General features: G+C 72.5%; 15 protein-coding genes. 5 read left to right on the forward strand and 10 right to left on the reverse strand.

Annotated features, from left to right (window positions below):
* Positions 1–239: 239 nt before the first annotated feature.
* Both ACWEV0_RS12290 and ACWEV0_RS12295 read left to right on the forward strand, forming a co-directional pair.
* Positions 240–1,145: a 5'-3' exonuclease gene (locus ACWEV0_RS12290; protein WP_453148935.1), complete on the forward strand. Its 906-nt coding sequence runs from the start codon at positions 240–242 to the stop codon at positions 1,143–1,145.
* A 62-nt stretch (positions 1,146–1,207) separates the two neighbouring features.
* Complete coding sequence (locus ACWEV0_RS12295; protein ID WP_453148864.1) at positions 1,208–2,083, forward strand: siderophore-interacting protein; 876 nt, start codon at positions 1,208–1,210, stop codon at positions 2,081–2,083.
* A gap of 72 nt (positions 2,084–2,155) precedes the next feature.
* On the opposite strand, the gene ACWEV0_RS12300 is transcribed toward ACWEV0_RS12295, so the two are convergent.
* Positions 2,156–2,827: a MerR family transcriptional regulator gene (locus ACWEV0_RS12300; protein WP_453148865.1), complete on the reverse strand. Its 672-nt coding sequence runs from the start codon at positions 2,825–2,827 to the stop codon at positions 2,156–2,158.
* Between the two features lie 200 nt (positions 2,828–3,027).
* Here ACWEV0_RS12300 and ACWEV0_RS12305 point away from each other — a divergent pair, with 200 nt between their 5' ends.
* From ACWEV0_RS12305 to ACWEV0_RS12315, 3 genes are read left to right on the forward strand one after another with little or no spacing between them, the layout of a single operon-like run.
* Positions 3,028–3,912, forward strand: coding sequence for a hypothetical protein (locus ACWEV0_RS12305; protein WP_453148937.1), 885 nt, complete (start codon positions 3,028–3,030; stop codon positions 3,910–3,912).
* Positions 3,909–4,355 carry an ABA4-like family protein gene (locus ACWEV0_RS12310; protein ID WP_453148866.1) on the forward strand — a complete coding sequence of 149 codons (447 nt, stop codon included), beginning with the start codon at positions 3,909–3,911 and terminating at the stop codon, positions 4,353–4,355. Before ACWEV0_RS12305 ends, ACWEV0_RS12310 begins: the two co-directional genes overlap by 4 nt.
* A 9-nt stretch (positions 4,356–4,364) precedes the next feature.
* The gene (locus ACWEV0_RS12315) at positions 4,365–5,285 is read left to right on the forward strand and encodes an ADP-ribosylglycohydrolase family protein (RefSeq protein ID WP_453148868.1); all 921 of its coding nucleotides are present in this window, start codon (positions 4,365–4,367) and stop codon (positions 5,283–5,285) included.
* Between the two features lie 19 nt (positions 5,286–5,304).
* Here the strand turns inward: ACWEV0_RS12315 and ACWEV0_RS12320 are convergent, their stop codons facing one another.
* The 9 genes from ACWEV0_RS12320 to ACWEV0_RS12360 all read right to left on the reverse strand — a co-directional run bounded on the left by ACWEV0_RS12320 (position 5,305) and on the right by ACWEV0_RS12360 (position 14,469).
* A complete protein-coding gene (locus tag ACWEV0_RS12320; RefSeq protein ID WP_453148870.1) occupies positions 5,305–6,717 on the reverse strand; it encodes a cytochrome P450 in 1,413 nt (470 codons plus the stop codon).
* Positions 6,718–6,838: 121 nt separating this feature from the next.
* Positions 6,839–9,667, reverse strand: coding sequence for a DEAD/DEAH box helicase (locus ACWEV0_RS12325; protein WP_453148872.1), 2,829 nt, complete (start codon positions 9,665–9,667; stop codon positions 6,839–6,841).
* A gap of 169 nt (positions 9,668–9,836) precedes the next feature.
* On the reverse strand, positions 9,837–10,739 hold the full coding sequence (tatC, locus tag ACWEV0_RS12330; protein WP_453148939.1) for a twin-arginine translocase subunit TatC: 903 nt from the start codon (positions 10,737–10,739) through the stop codon (positions 9,837–9,839).
* Between the two features lie 104 nt (positions 10,740–10,843).
* The gene (tatA, locus tag ACWEV0_RS12335; RefSeq protein WP_453148874.1) at positions 10,844–11,125 is read right to left on the reverse strand and encodes a Sec-independent protein translocase subunit TatA; all 282 of its coding nucleotides are present in this window, start codon (positions 11,123–11,125) and stop codon (positions 10,844–10,846) included.
* Between the two features lie 176 nt (positions 11,126–11,301).
* Positions 11,302–11,499, reverse strand: a complete 198-nt coding sequence (locus ACWEV0_RS12340) for a hypothetical protein (RefSeq protein WP_453148876.1) — start codon at positions 11,497–11,499, stop codon at positions 11,302–11,304.
* Between the two features lie 47 nt (positions 11,500–11,546).
* Positions 11,547–11,792 (reverse strand): CpXC domain-containing protein, encoded by a 246-nt coding sequence (locus ACWEV0_RS12345; protein ID WP_403797072.1) that lies wholly within the window; start codon positions 11,790–11,792, stop codon positions 11,547–11,549.
* Between the two features lie 194 nt (positions 11,793–11,986).
* A complete protein-coding gene (locus ACWEV0_RS12350) occupies positions 11,987–12,937 on the reverse strand; it encodes a helix-turn-helix transcriptional regulator (protein WP_453148878.1) in 951 nt (316 codons plus the stop codon).
* Positions 12,938–12,953: 16 nt separating this feature from the next.
* Positions 12,954–13,910: a helix-turn-helix transcriptional regulator gene (locus ACWEV0_RS12355; RefSeq protein WP_451611462.1), complete on the reverse strand. Its 957-nt coding sequence runs from the start codon at positions 13,908–13,910 to the stop codon at positions 12,954–12,956.
* 184 nt (positions 13,911–14,094) lie between these two features.
* Positions 14,095–14,469: an FKBP-type peptidyl-prolyl cis-trans isomerase gene (locus ACWEV0_RS12360; RefSeq protein WP_451611463.1), complete on the reverse strand. Its 375-nt coding sequence runs from the start codon at positions 14,467–14,469 to the stop codon at positions 14,095–14,097.
* Positions 14,470–14,491 lie beyond the last annotated feature (22 nt).

The raw sequence follows: 14,491 nt of genomic DNA on the forward strand, positions 1-14,491 counted from the left end.
CACGGGTAGCAACGAAAACGGCCCGCCACCCCCGCAGCTGCCGGGCCGTGGAGCGTGGCGGGATCTGCCCGCGCGGCCCGTCACGTACCGGATTCGTTCGTTGAATCCGGTACCGGGTTCGCTCCGGGCCCGAACCTGCCCGGGCCGACTCTGTGCAAACGCGAAGGTGACTGGCGTCACGCCTGGTGGGGGGTGTTGTCGGTGCGGTGCGGCATGATCGGGGTGTGACGCGACGCCTGATGCTCCTCGACACCGCCAGCCTCTACTTCCGCGCGTACTTCGGCGTGCCGGACTCGGTCCGGGCGCCGGACGGGACGCCGGTGAACGCCGTGCGCGGGCTGCTCGACTTCATCGGCCGGCTGGTGCAGGACCACCGCCCGGACGACCTGGTGGCCTGCTGGGACGACGACTGGCGCCCGCAGTGGCGGGTGGATCTGATCCCCTCGTACAAGGCGCACCGGGTGGCCGAGGTGACGGAGTCGGGGCCGGACGTGGAGGAGGTCCCGGACACGCTGTCGCCGCAGGTGCCGGTGATCGTCGACGTGCTCGACGCGCTCGGAATCGCCCGGGTCGGCTCGCCCGGCTTCGAGGCGGACGACGTGATCGGCACGCTGACCGAGCGGGCGCCGGGCCCGGTGGACATCGTCACCGGCGACCGCGACCTGTTCCAGCTGGTGGACGACGCGCGAGGGGTGCGGGTGCTGTATCCGCGCAAGGGCGTGGGCGACTGCGATCTGGTGGACGAGGAGCTGATCCTCGCGAAGTACGGAGTGCGCGCGGACCGGTACGCGGACTTCGCGGCGCTGCGCGGGGACACCAGCGACGGCCTGCCGGGCGTGAAGGGCATCGGCGAGAAGACGGCGGCGCAGCTGATCACGGAGTACGGGGACCTGGCGGGGGTACGGGCGGCGGCGGCCGACCGGACGTCGAAGCTGACCCCGGCGAAGCGGCGCGGCATCGCGGAGGCGGCGGAGTACCTGGACGTGGCGCCGACGGTGGTGCGGGTCGCGCGGGACGTGCCGCTGCCGGAGTTCTCGGCCGCCCTGCCGTCGGCGCCCCGGGACCCGGAGGCCCTCGCGGGCCTGGTGGAGCGGTGGGGGCTCGGCGGTGCGGTCGGGCGGCTGCTGCCGGTCCTCGCGCGCTGAGCACCGGTCCGGAGCGGCCTGCCGCCTGTTCATCGCAGGTGCTAGCTTAGGCAAACCTAAGCATGCAACCGAAAACGGGGGAGACCGCCGTGGCAGAACAGCCCGCAGCACAGCCCGCCCGCAAGGCCCCGCGGGCCTACGAGGCCCAGGTGATCCGTACCGAGAAGATCACCCCGCACATGGTGCGGCTGGTGCTCGGCGGCCCGGGGCTCGACACCTTCGAGGCCGGCGACTACACCGACCACTACGTGAAGCTCCTGTTCGCGCCGGAGGGCGTGGAGTACCCGGCGCCGTTCGACATGGAGCGCATCCGTGCCGAGTTCCCGCGCGAGCAGTGGCCGACGACCCGGACGTACACGGTACGGGCCTGGGACGCGGCGCAGCGCGAGCTGACGGTGGACTTCGTGGTCCACGGCGACGAGGGCCTGGCCGGTCCGTGGGCGGCGCGGGCGCAGGCGGGCGACACGATCCGCTTCCTCGGCCCCGGCGGCGGCTACGCCCCGGACACGGCCGCCGACTGGCATCTGCTGGCCGGTGACGAGAGCGCCCTGCCGGCGATCGCGACCGCCCTGGAGCGGCTGCCTGAGGGTGCGGCGGTGCACGCCTTCGTGGAGGTCGCGGACGCGTCGGAGGAGCAGAAGTTCGCGACCGCGGCCGGCGTGGACGTCACCTGGCTGCACCGGGGCTCCCGTCCGGTGGGCGAGGCGCTGATCGACGCGGTGCGCGGGCTCGACTTCCCGGCCGGGAACGTGCACGCCTTCGTCCACGGCGAGGCCGGCTTCGTGAAGGAGCTGCGCCGGCATCTGCGGATCGACCGCGAGGTGCCGCGCGAGCGGCTGTCGATCTCGGGCTACTGGCGGCTCGGCAAGACGGACGAGGCCTGGCGCGCGATCAAGCGCGAGTGGAACGAGCAGGTGGAGCGCGAGCAGGAGAGCTGACGCGCGGAGTGCGAGCCCTGGGGGCGGGATCCGGAAGGGTCCCGCCCTCAGTGTTTTCTGGGGGTCCTCCGGTCAGCGCTCGGTGCCGAACAGCCGGTCCGAGGCGTCGACGTGCGCCATCCGGCGGATCGCGGAGAACACCGCGTCGCCCATGACCGTGCCGATGACCACGCTCTCGACGAGCTCCTCGCGGACGACGTTGTGGGCGACCCAGTCGAGGTCCGCGTGCGCCACGCGCTCGGCGGCGTCGGCGTAGTCGTCGACGAGCTCGGCGAAACCGCCGTGCCCGACGTCCTCCAGGGCGGCGAGGGCGAACGCGAGGGCCTCGGACTGCGGGGCCCCGGGTTCGGTGTGCCAGCCGCGGCGGGCGATCAGCTCGGCGACCTTCGCCCGGGCGGCGACCAGGGACGGCGGCGCTTCCTCGGCGGGCTCGTCGCCCGGCGCGTCCTTGTCCCGCCGGCTCTCGTAGCGCGGCACGAGCCGTTCCGCCGCCTCGCCCATGATGTTGTGCAGCGGTCGCTCCTCGTCGTCGACGGCGGCGACGACGGCGCGGACGCCGGCCACGGAGAGCCCGCCGACGTCGAGCAGGGCGCGGATCAGGCGGAGCCGCCGTACGTGCGTCTCCTCGTACGAGGCCTGGTTGGGGCTGGTCAACTGCCCCGCGGGCAGCAGTCCTTCCCGTACGTAGTACTTGATCGTGGGCACCGACACCCCGGTCCTACGACTCAACTCTCCGATGCGCACCGCGTGTTCACCTTTCCGGCCGGACTCCGGTCTTGCCGACCGACCCCTCCATCATAGATAGTGACGCTATCGGATAGCAGAAAGTGCCACTATCCATTTCGCATACGCATCCCACGGGGGGATCCATGTCCTCGGCACCTCAGCTCTCGGCACCACAACTCCGCACGCTCCACCGGCCCCTGGTCTGGTTCGCCGCCTCCATGGCCGGCCTCGCGCTCGTCTCCGCGGCCGGGCTCGTCCTCGACGACCGCGTCCTGGTCGGCGCCCCGATCTGGGCCAAGCCGCTGAAGTTCTCGCTCTCGTTCATCGCGTACGGGCTCTCGCTCGCCTGGATGCTCTCCCTGCTGCCCGGCGCCCGGGCCAGGCGGGTCGGCTGGTGGGCCGGGACCGTGCTCACCGTCGCCAGCGTCATCGAGATGGTGCTGATCACCGGCCAGGTGATCCGCGGCACCCGGAGCCACTTCAACAACGCGACGCCCTTCGACACGGCCGTCTTCCAGGTCATGGGCCTCACCGTCGTCGTGCTGTGGCTGGCCGCGCTCCTCATCGCCGTCCTGCTGCTGCGCGCCCGCATCCTGGACCGCGCCACCGCCTGGGCCGTGCGGCTCTCCTCGCTCATCGCCCTGGCGGGCGCGGCCGTCGGCTTCCTGATGGTGCGGCCCACGCCCGAGCAGCTCGCCCAGCCCGACCCGCCGGTCGTCGGCGCGCACAGCGTCGGCGTGCCCGACGGCGGCCCCGGCCTGCCGCTGACCGGCTGGTCCACCACCGGCGGCGACCTGCGCATCGCCCACTTCTTCGGCATGCACGCGCTGCAACTCGTCCCGCTGGTCCTGCTCGTGCTCGCCGCACTCGCCCCGCGCTACGCCCGCCTCGCCGACGACCTCGTCCGACTGCGCCTGGTCCTGGTCGCCGCCGGCTCCTACGCCGCGACCTTCGCACTCGTCACCTGGCAGGCCCTGCGCGGCCAACCGCTCCTCTCCCCCGACGCCACCACCCTCACCGCAGCCGCCACGATCGCCGTCCTGACCCTCGCGGGCACGGCCCTGGCACTGCGCACCCCGCGCAGCCTGGAGCTCGTCGCATGACCGACCCGGCCCTCCTCTTCGACCTGACCTTCCTCCTCGCGGCGCCGTTCTGGCTCCTGATGATCCTGGCTCCCGGCCAGCGCATCACCGACCGCGTCGCCGCCTCCCCGCTCACCGTCCTCCCGGTCCTCGCCGTCTACCTCCTCCTCGCCGCCCCGGTGCTCCCCGAGCTCTGGACCGCGGTCACCCGCCCCGACCTGCCCGCCTTCCAGACCCTCACCGCCCTCCCGAACGGCGCGGCCGCCCTGTGGGCCCAGGTCATCGCCTGGGACCTGCTCCTCGGCCAGTGGATCTACCGCGAGTCCCGCCGCCTCGCCCTCTCCCCCTTCCTCACCGGACCGCTCCTCGTCCTGACGATCCTCCTGTCCCCCGTCGCCCTCCTGCTCTTCCTCGCCCTCCGCGCCCTCCGCCGAGCCCGCACCGCCGAGCCGGTCCGGCGGTAGCCTCCCCTCATGCGATACGAGGACCGGGCCGTCGGCGCCGTCCTGGGCTCCGCCGTCGGTGACGCGCTCGGGGCGCCCTTCGAGTTCGGGCTCCCCGGGGTGTTCCGGGAACGCTTCCCGGACGGCGTCGGCGAGATGTGCGGGGGCGGCGGCTGGGATCCCGGCGAGGCCACGGACGACACACAGATGGCAGTGCTCGTCGCGGACTCCCTCCTCGAACGGGGCGGGCTCGACCTTCCCGACCTGTTCGCCCGCTTCCGCCGCTGGGCGCGGGCAGAGCCGAAGGACATCGGGCTGCAGACCGAGGCGGTGCTCCTCGGCGGCGACCCCTGGGACACCGCCGCCGCCCTGCACTTCCAGGTCAACGGGCGCGGGGCGGGCAACGGTTCGCTGATGCGGGCCGCCACCTCCGCCGTGCACTTCGCCTCCGCCGGCCGCGCCGCCACCATGGAGGCGGGCCGGCGGATCGCCGCCCTCACCCACGGGGACCGCGCCGCCTGGGAGGGCACCGCGGTGCTCCACGAGCTGGTCCGCGTCGCCCTCCTCGGCGACGACCCGCTCGCGGCCGTGCCCGCCGCCCTCGCCGAGGTGGCCGACGCCCACCGGGACCGCTGGGCCGGCGTGCTGGCCCCCGACTGGCACCCGGAGGACGCCACCGAGTTCAACGGCGCCGTCTGGCCCTGCCTCGGCTCCGCCCTCTGGGCGCTGCGCACCACCGACTCGTACGGGACCGCTCTCGCCGCCGCGATCGACCTGGGCGGTGACACCGACACCGTCGCCGCCGTCACCGGCACGCTCGCCGGCGCGGTCCACGGCCCGGACGCCATCCCCGCGCGCTGGACCGAAGCCCTGCACGTGCCGCTGCCGGGCTTCGGCGACCGGGTGCTCCGCGCCGCGGACCTGCGGGACCTGGCGCTGGCCCTGATCTGACCCGGCTGGTCCGCGCCCGCTACCGCACCCGCACCGTCGCGAGGACCTCCCGGTCCGGCTGCAGCGTCAGTCCCGGCACCGGGCGTATCTCGTCCGCGTCGAGGTCGAGACGGAAGCGGCGGGCGACGACGGCCAGGATCAGGACCGCCTCCACCATGGCGAAGCGGGTGCCGAGGCAGACGCGGGGGCCGCCACCGAAGGGGTACCAGGCGTACTCCGGTATCTCCTCGCTCTCGCCCTCCGTCCCGCCCTCCGTCCCGCCGCCCTTCGGCGACAGCCAGCGCTCGGGGCGGAACTCCAGCGGATCGCGGTACCAGCGCGGGTCGCGGTGGGTGGCCCACTGGCTGGACCAGACACGGGTGCCGGGACGGACGGGGGCGCCGCCGAGCGTGGCGCCCTCCTTGGCTATGCCGGTGAGGAGCCAGATCGTGGGGTAGAGACGGAGGGTCTCCTTCACCACGGCCTGGGTGTAGGCGAGTTCGGCGTAGTCGTCGAAGCCGGGGTCGCGGTCGCCGAGGACCCGGTCGAGCTCGGCGCCGAGCGCCTCGGCGACGCGCGGGTTGCGCGAGAGCAGGTACCAGGCCCAGACGAGGGTGGAGCTGGTGGTCTCGTGGCCGCCGATGTAGAGCGTGACGGTCTCGTCGCGGATCTCCCGGTCGGAGAGGTGCGCGCCGGTCTCGTCCCGCGCGGCGAGCAGCCGGCTGAGCAGGTCGGGGCGGTCGGTGTCGCCGTCCCGGTGGCGGGCGACGACCCGGGCGACCTCGGCGTCGATGACGGCGACGGCGCGCCTGATACGGGCCCGCCCGGGCGTGGGCACCCAGTCGGGCAGGATCGCGCCGATGCCGCTGAACTCGGCGCCGATCTCCTGCTGCGCCACGTCCATGGCGCGGCTGATGGACTCGGCGTCGGCCGCCGTGTCGACGCCGAAGATGGTGCGGACGGCGATGAGTTGGGTGAGCGCGGCCATCTCCCGCTTGACGTCGATGCGCTGCCCGTCGGCCCACCGCCCGGCCAAGTCGACCGCGCATTCGGCCATGGTCGCCGCGTACGCCTTCACCTGCCGGGGCCGCACCGAGGGCTGTACCAGGGAGCGCTTGCGCCGCCAGTCCGCGCCCTTGGCGACCACGACGCCGTCGCCGAGGAGCGTACGGACGGCGATGCCGAGGTCGGGCTGGTCGAAGGTCCGCTCGACCTCGGTGAGGAGTTCCCCGATGGTCTCGGGGTGGGCGATGAACAGCGCGGGGCCGGGCCCGAACCGCCAGCGGACGAAGTCCCCCCGCTCACGCAGCCGTTCGAAGAAGGCGAGCGGGTCCTTGCCGAACTCCGGCAGGTTCCCCAGCACCGGGACACCGCGCGGCCCCGGCACGGTCTTCCGTCCGTCCGCCGTCGGCTTTTCCGCACCGACGGCGGACGGACCGGCTTGCGTGGTCACGTTCTCTTCCTTCCGCAGGAGTTGCCTGGCCTGTCTCAAGACCATGGAAGCGGAAGGAACTGACACTCCGCCAGACCTGTGGAAAACCCCCTGTGGAAAAGCCCCTTCGGGCGACTCTCCGTCAGCCCACCGAGCTGTACGCCACCACACCCCTCAGCAGCGAGTCCACCGCCTTGCGCGCGTTCTTCGCGACGGTGCTGTTCTCCCTCGGCGCGGCCGCCGCGATCTGACCGAGCACGTCGATGACCTGCTTGCACCAGCGGACGAAGTCGCCGGCCGGCATCTCCGCCTCGCGCAGCACCTCGTCGAGCCCCTTGTCGGAGGCCCACTGGTAGGCGGCCCAGGCGAAGCCCAGGTCGGGCTCGCGCTGTCCGACGCCCTCGGCCTGGTGGAGCCTGAACTCCTCCTCCAGTGCGTCGAGCCGGCCCCAGATCCGCACCATCTCGCCGAGCGCCGCCTTGGACCTGCCGGTCGGCAGCTTCGGCGCCACGGCGTCGTCCGACTGCCGGGCCTCGTAGACGAGCGCCGAGACACAGGCGGCCAGCTCGGCCGGGTTGAGCCCCTCCCAGACGCCCTCGCGGAGGCATTCGCTCGCCAGCAGGTCGAGCTCGCCGTAAAGCCGGGCGAGCCGCTTGCCGTTGTCGGTGACGTCGTCGTCGCGCAGGTAGTCGAGCTCGGTGAGGAGCGCGACGATCCGGTCGAAGGTGCGGGCGATGGTGTTCGTCCGGCCCTCGATGCGCCGCTCCAGCTGCTTGGTGTCCCGCTGCAGCCGGTGGTAGCGCTCGGCCCAGCGGGCGTGGTCCTCACGCTCGTCGCAGCCGTGGCAGGGATGCGCGCGGATCTCGGTGCGCAGCCGGGCGATCTCGCGGTCGTCGGCGGCGGCCGAACGCTGCTTGCGGTGCCGCTCCGGGTTGATGTGCCCGGCCTTGCTGCGCAGCGCGGAGGCGAGGTCGCGGCGGGACTGCGGGGACTTCGCGTTGAAGGACCGGGGGATCCGCATCCGCTCGAGCGGCTCCACCGGCACCGGGAAGTCGATCGAGGCGAGCCGCTTGACCTGCCGCTCGGCGGTGAGCACGAGCGGGCGCGGTCCGTCGTACTGGTCGAAGCCGCGGTGCCCGTTGGTCCGCCCGGCCGGGACGCCCGGGTCGAGGACGAGGGCGAGACCGGCGAACTTGCCGGTCGGCACGTGGATGACGTCGCCGGGCTTGAGCCGCTCCAGGGAGGCGGCGGCCTGCGCGCGCCGCTGGGCGGCGCCCTGCCGGGCGATCTCCGTCTCGCGGTCCTTCAGCTCGCGGCGGAGCCGCGCGTACTCCTCGAAGTCGCCGAGGTGGCAGGTCATGCCCTCCCGGTAGCCCGCCAGGCCCTCCTCGTTGCGCTGCACCTGCCGGGAGATCCCGACGACCGAGCGGTCGGCCTGGAACTGGGCGAAGGAGGTCTCCAGGAGCTCGCGCGAGCGGTGCCGGCCGAACTGGTCGACCAGGTTGACCGCCATGTTGTACGAGGGCTTGAAGCTGGAGCGCAGCGGGTACGTGCGGGTGCCGGCGAGTCCTGCGAGGTGCGCCGGGTCCATGGCACGCTGCCACAGCACCACCGCGTGCCCCTCGACGTCGATGCCGCGCCGGCCCGCACGGCCGGTGAGCTGGGTGTACTCGCCGGGGGTGATGTCGGCGTGCTGCTCGCCGTTCCACTTGACGAGCTTCTCCAGGACCACGGAACGGGCCGGCATGTTGATGCCGAGTGCCAGGGTCTCGGTGGCGAAGACCGCCTTGACGAGGCCGCGGACGAAGAGCTCCTCGACGACCTCCTTGAAGGTGGGGAGCATGCCGGCGTGGTGGGCGGCGATGCCGCGCTCCAGGCCCTCCAGCCACTCGTAGTAGCCGAGGACGTGCAGGTCCTCGTCGGGGATGGCGGCGGTGCGCTCCTCGACGATCTCGCGGACCCGGCGGCGCGCGTCGTCGTCGTTGAGCCGCAGGCCCGCGTAGAGGCACTGCTGGACGGCGGACTCGCAGCCGGCCCGGCTGAAGATGAAGGTGATGGCGGGCAGGAGTCCCTCGGCGTCGAGCCGCTCGATGACCTCGGGCCGGCCCGGCGTCCAGATCCGGGACCGCTGGCGCCGCTCGCGCTCTCGGTCGGCTTCGCGGACCATCTTGCCGCGGCGCCGGTCGCGCGGGTTGTACGTGCGCGAGTTCTCGGTGCGGGCGAGGCGCAGCAGGTCGGGGTTGACCTCGCGGCGGGAGGCGCCGCGGCCGCCGTGGTCGGTCTCCTCCTCGAAGAGGTCGTACATCCGGCGGCCGGCCAGGACGTGCTGCCACAGCGGCACGGGGCGGCTCTCCGAGACGATGACCTCGGTGTCCCCGCGCACGGTGTCCAGCCAGTCACCGAACTCCTCGGCGTTGGACACGGTCGCGGAGAGCGACACCAGCGTCACGGACTCGGGGAGGTGGATGATCACTTCCTCCCAGACGGCGCCGCGGAAGCGGTCGGAGAGGTAGTGGACCTCGTCCATGACCACGTAGCCGAGGCCGGAGAGCGCCTGGGACCCCGCGTACAGCATGTTGCGGAGGACCTCGGTGGTCATGACGATGACCGGGGCGTCGCCGTTGACGCTGTTGTCGCCGGTGAGCAGGCCGACCTTGTCGTGGCCGTACCGCTTGACGAGGTCGGCGTACTTCTGGTTGGAGAGCGCCTTGATGGGCGTGGTGTAGAAGCACTTACGGCCCTGGAGCAGGGCGAGATGGACGGCGAACTCGCCGACGATGGTCTTGCCGGAGCCCGTGGGAGCGGCGACGAGCACGCCCTTGCCCGCTTCGAGGGCCTGGCACGCCTCGATCTGGAAGGGGTCCAGGCCGAAGTCGTACATCTCGCGGAAGGGGGCCAGCGCGGTGGCCTGCTCGCGGTTGCGGGCGCGGGCGGCTGCGTACGCTTCGGCTGGTGTGAGGTCCTCTGTCATCTTGTTGTCGAGCCTACCCGCCACCTCTGACAGTGACGCGATCTTTATCGAGCGGCTTCGATTCCGGGCATACGGCAGTCCCCCCGGACGGAATCCGGGGGGACTGCCCGCGATCACGCGGTGACGATCAGCTGACGACGATCAGAGGACGACGGTCAGGCGATGACGGTCAGGTGATGTCGTCGTAGCCGTTCAGCCGCTGCGCCCCCGCACCGTCCTGCTCGCCGGTCGCCTGCTCGGGCAGCGCCCGGGCGGCGGGCACGGTCTCGGTGGGGCCGATGGGCTCGGGCGTGAGGTCCAGCTGCGACGCCTCGTCGTCGTCGAGCTCGGCGTCGGGGTTCCCGCGCCGGCGCCGCTTGTCGTTGAGCAGCGCGATGCCGACGGCACCGAAGTAGAGGATGCTGATCGGGCCGGCCAGGGCGAGCATGCCGACCGGGTCCGTGGTCGGGGTGATCACGGCGCCGAAGATGAAGACGCCCATGATCACGCCGCGCCACCAGCGGGCCATGCGGCGGCCGCTGAGCACGCCGGTGAGGTTCAGCATCACGAGCACGAGCGGCAGCTCGAAGGCGAGGCCGAAGACCAGCACCATGCGCAGGGTGAAGTCGAGGACGTCACCGAGCGAGAGGATGTTGGCGGAGCCGTCGGGCGTGAGGCTGATGAGCACCTTCACGCTGACGGGCAGGATGAGGTACGCGATGTAGGCGCCGGCCGCGAAGAGCGGGACCGCGGCGCCGGTGAAGAGGTACGTGTACCTCTTCTCGTGCTTGTGCAGTCCGGGTGCGACGAAGGCCCAGAGCTGGTACAGCCAGACGGGGCTCGCCACGACGAGGCCCGTGGTGAGAGAGACCTGGATCGTGGTGCTGAACGGCGCCATGAGCGTGTTGAAGGAGACGATCGCGCAGTTTCCGCCGTCGCTGGTGACGCCCGGCGGGCACTTGGGCACCGACCGGGTCAGGAAGGTCATGATCTCCTCGCTGTACACGAGGGCCACGATGGTGACCGCGGCGATGGCCAGGAGGCCCTTCGCGAGGCGGTTGCGGAGTTCACGCAGGTGTTCCACGAGGGGCATGCGGCCCTCGGGGTCCTTCTCCTGCTTGCGGGCAGACTTGAGCAACCCACGTCCTCATCTCGTGCGGCAGCCGCCGCGCTGTGCGGCGGCTGCGGCGGGCCGGCTCAGCGCTTGGTGGTGTCGGTGGGCTCGGTCACGGGACGCGAGCTGGTCACGTCGCCGGGAGCGGCCTGGATGGTGCGGGGCGCGGCCTGGTCCTGAGCGGTGGTCTGCGCGTCGGCGGGGGCGCTCTGCTGGTCCTCCGACTTCATCGCCTTGGCCTCGCTCTTGAGGATGCGGGCGGACTTGCCCAGCGAACGGGCCATCTCCGGCAGCTTCTTCGCGCCGAACAGCAGGATGACGACGACGAGGATCAGAATGATCTCGGTGGGGCCGAGCCTACCCATAGCTGTTTACCTTCTTCACCGAGGCGACATGGAACGTACGTGCCCGGACGTCCGGACAGGCGTCCGGGCACCGCGCTGCATGCGATCGTAACCCGCAGGAGTAAACGGGCGGCAATGGACTTGCATACGGGCGATTGCGACGCCCGCGCCGCTCGCCCGCCACGGGAGGAACGAAGTCAGCGCAGCGTCCGGCCCGTTCGCGCCAGGTCACCGGCGGCGCGCTCAAGGTCCTCGGCGGCCTGGTGGATGCGCTCTGTGGTGTGGGCCACTTGACGGCCGAGCCGCTGGGCCTCCAGGAAGACCTTGATGCCGAGGACACCGAGGACGGCGATGCCGAGGAAGCCGAGGGCGATGGCGAGCATGGGCCAGAACATGGGTCGAGCCTAAGGCTTGCGCGGCCGAGGGGCCGCCGGGCGGTCCCTCAGCCGGTGGTGTGCAGGCGCAGGGTGTTCACGCCGCCGCCGGTGAGGAGTTCGACGATCCGCTCGCCGGCGGGCTTGCGGACGGCGCTGCCGCACTCGGGGCAGGTGAAGGAGTAGAAGGTGGTGCGGCGGCTCGCGCCGATGGCGAGCCGCAGGGCGCCCGCGGAGAGTTCGAAGCGGGCGCGGCAGTCGGGGCAGGCGGCCTTGAAGAGAACCGGGGCGATTGGCGCCACAAGACCGGACATCACGGACATATCCCTCAACTCTCCCCACTGCCACCGGTGCGTCTCACTGGGAACAGCGTCCGGACCTTCCGGAACGTCACGTTCCCCCCTGCCGTTTCCCCCTGCTGCTCCCCCGCGGATTCCCTCTACGAGATCCCTCTACGGATTCGCTCTGCGGGTTCCCCCGGCGGGTTCCCTCTGCCGTCGGCAGCCGGTCAGCCCTCGTACGCGGCGAGCGCCGCGGTCGCCGCCTCCCGCGCGCTGTCCGCGAGCTCGGCCGGGCCCACGATCCGCCCGTCGCTGCCGAGCCGCAGCGCAAGCCGCCGCAGCGAGGCCGGCGCCGGGGTGCGCAGGGTGATGCGCAGACCGCCGTCGGGCAGCTCCTCGGCCACGTCGTGCGGGTAGTACTCGGCGACCCAGCGGCCGCCGGGCCCGACCTCCACCACGACCTCCGGGTCCTCGGCGGACGGCTGGACCAGCCCCTCCGACAGGTCGCGCAGCTCGATCTCCGGCGGCGCGGCCGGCGCGTCGAGGATCCGGATCTCGGCGACCCGGTCGAGCCGGAAGGTGCGGCGCGCCTCGGAGAGCCGGCACCACGCCTCCATGTAGGTGTGGCCGACGGCGAACAGCCGGATCGGATCCACCTCGCGCTCGGTGAGCTCGTCGCGCGCGGGCGAGTAGTAGCGCAGCCACAGCCGGCGGCGCTCCGAGATCGCCCGGTCGACCTCGGCGAAGACCCCGCCCTCGGACTCGAAGGTGACCGAGAGCCGCGAGCTGGCCCCGGCCGCCTCGCCGGCCGCCGCCTCCAGCTTGGCGGTGGCGCGCAGCAGCGCCTCGCGGTCGCCCTCGCGCAGCCCGGGCAGCGTCGCCACCGCGCGCGCCGCGACGAGCAGCGCGGTCGCCTCGTCGGCGGCGAGCCGCAGCGGCTCCGCGACGTCGTCCGGGTTGTGCCACCAGATGCGGTCGCCGTCGGTGTCGATGTCGAGCAGGTCGCCGCCGCGGAAGCTGGTGCCGCACATCGGCAGCACGTCCAGGTCCGAGATCAGCTCGTCCTCGGTGATCCCGAAGGCGCGGGCGACGTCGGCGACGTGCGCGCCGGGACGCTCGCGGAGATAGGTGACGAGGGACAGCATGCGCCTCGTCTGGTCGATGGCGTTGACGGCCACGGTCGTTCCTCTTCCCTCAGCCCTTGGCCACGGCGCGCAGCCGGTCCACCACGTCGGCCCGCAGGTCGGCGGGCTCCAGGACGACCACGTCCGGGCCGAACTCCACCAGCCAGGCGTCGAGCCCGTGCCCGTACGGGATCTCCAGCTCGTCCCAGCCGTCGGCGCCCTCGGTCACCGACTGGGCGCGGGCCCGCAACGGATAGCCGCAGCCGGCCCGCAGCCGGATCCGGGCCGAGCGGGTCGCGGTCTCCCCCGCCCAGCTCTCGACGGTCTCGCGGACGGTGACGACGTCGGGTACGGGCGCGGTGAAGGCGCCCGCCCGGGAACGCACCCTGCCGGTGATGCGGGACAGCCGGAAGACCCGCTCGGCACCCCGGTCCCGGTCCCAGCCCGCCAGGTACCAGTGGCCGCGCCAGCACTCCAGGACCCACGGCTCCACCTGCCGGGTCTCCGGGCGGGCGGCGTTGGCCTTGCGGTAGTCGAAGACGACGGGGCGGCGGTCGCGGCAGGCCAGCATCAGCGGCTCGAAGGCGGCCTCGTGGACCGGGATGCGCGGTTCGAGGGCGCTGTGCCGGTCGTCGTACGAGTCCTCCGCCTCCGGCATGCCGGCGGCGCGCAGCTTCTGCAGGGCACCGCTGGCGGCCCCGGCCAGGCGGGCCTGCTGCCAGACCTTGGCGGCCAGGCCCAGGGCCGCGGCCTCCTCGGCGTCGAGAGTGATGGGCGGCAGCCGGTTGGAGTCACGGCGGGCCAGGTAGCCGGTCTCGCCGTCCAGGTTCTCGACGGTCTCGATGACCAGGCCGAGCTCGCGCAGATCGTCCTTGTCGCGCTCGAACATCCGGTTGAAGGCGTCCTCGCCGGTCGCCTCCATGTACGCCTCGATGGAGCCGCGAAGTTCCCTCTTGCTCAGCGGCCGACGGGTCCCGAGCAGGCACAGCGCAAGATTCATCAGCCGCTCGGCCTTGGCAATCGCCATCGACGCCCCGCACCCTCTTCTGCCGTCTCGGCTTCTCGGATCGCTTCTCGAACTTCTTGAGACGTCCGACCGTACCGCTCCGCGCGGTCCGGACAAAAGCCGGGACAAACGCCCGAGGACCCCCACCCTGGGGGCGGGGGTCCTCGGTACCGACGTGAATCCGTCAGGTCGGTGCCGGCCGGTCCTAGCCGACGGCGACGAGGTCGCAGACGAAGATCAGCGTCTCGTTCGGGCCGATCGCGGAGCCGGCGCCGCGCTCGCCGTAGGCCAGGTGCGGCGGGATGACCAGCTGGCGGCGACCGCCGACCTTCATGCCCTGCACGCCCTGGTCCCAGCCCGGGATGACCTGGCCGACACCGAGGCGGAACGGCAGCGGGTTGCCGCGGTTCCAGGACGCGTCGAACTCCTCGCCGGAGCTGAAGGAGACACCCACGTAGTGGACCAGCACGTCCTTGCCGGCCTCGGCGACGGGGCCGTCGCCCTCCCAGATGTCCTTGATCTCCAGATCGGCCGGCGGCTCGCCGCCCGGGAAGTCGACCTCGGGCTTCTCGATGCTCACTGCAGTGTGCTCCTCATACTGA

This window comes from Streptomyces sp. NPDC003943, from assembly GCF_053605265.1.

What these genes read in the sequence shown, in the direction of transcription:
- ACWEV0_RS12290 (WP_453148935.1), top strand. Translation starts at nt 240, where the DNA reads ATGCTCCTCGACACCGCCAGCCTCTACTTCCGCGCGTACTTCGGCGTG.
- ACWEV0_RS12295 (WP_453148864.1), top strand. Translation starts at nt 1,208, where the DNA reads ATGCAACCGAAAACGGGGGAGACCGCCGTGGCAGAACAGCCCGCAGCA.
- ACWEV0_RS12305 (WP_453148937.1), top strand. Translation starts at nt 3,028, where the DNA reads ATGGCCGGCCTCGCGCTCGTCTCCGCGGCCGGGCTCGTCCTCGACGAC.
- ACWEV0_RS12310 (WP_453148866.1), top strand. Translation starts at nt 3,909, where the DNA reads ATGACCGACCCGGCCCTCCTCTTCGACCTGACCTTCCTCCTCGCGGCG.
- ACWEV0_RS12315 (WP_453148868.1), top strand. Translation starts at nt 4,365, where the DNA reads ATGCGATACGAGGACCGGGCCGTCGGCGCCGTCCTGGGCTCCGCCGTC.
- ACWEV0_RS12325 (WP_453148872.1), bottom strand. Translation starts at nt 9,667, where the DNA reads ATGACAGAGGACCTCACACCAGCCGAAGCGTACGCAGCCGCCCGCGCC.
- tatC (WP_453148939.1), bottom strand. Translation starts at nt 10,739, where the DNA reads ATGCCCCTCGTGGAACACCTGCGTGAACTCCGCAACCGCCTCGCGAAG.
- tatA (WP_453148874.1), bottom strand. Translation starts at nt 11,125, where the DNA reads ATGGGTAGGCTCGGCCCCACCGAGATCATTCTGATCCTCGTCGTCGTC.
- ACWEV0_RS12340 (WP_453148876.1), bottom strand. Translation starts at nt 11,499, where the DNA reads ATGTTCTGGCCCATGCTCGCCATCGCCCTCGGCTTCCTCGGCATCGCC.
- ACWEV0_RS12345 (WP_403797072.1), bottom strand. Translation starts at nt 11,792, where the DNA reads ATGTCCGGTCTTGTGGCGCCAATCGCCCCGGTTCTCTTCAAGGCCGCC.
- ACWEV0_RS12355 (WP_451611462.1), bottom strand. Translation starts at nt 13,910, where the DNA reads ATGGCGATTGCCAAGGCCGAGCGGCTGATGAATCTTGCGCTGTGCCTG.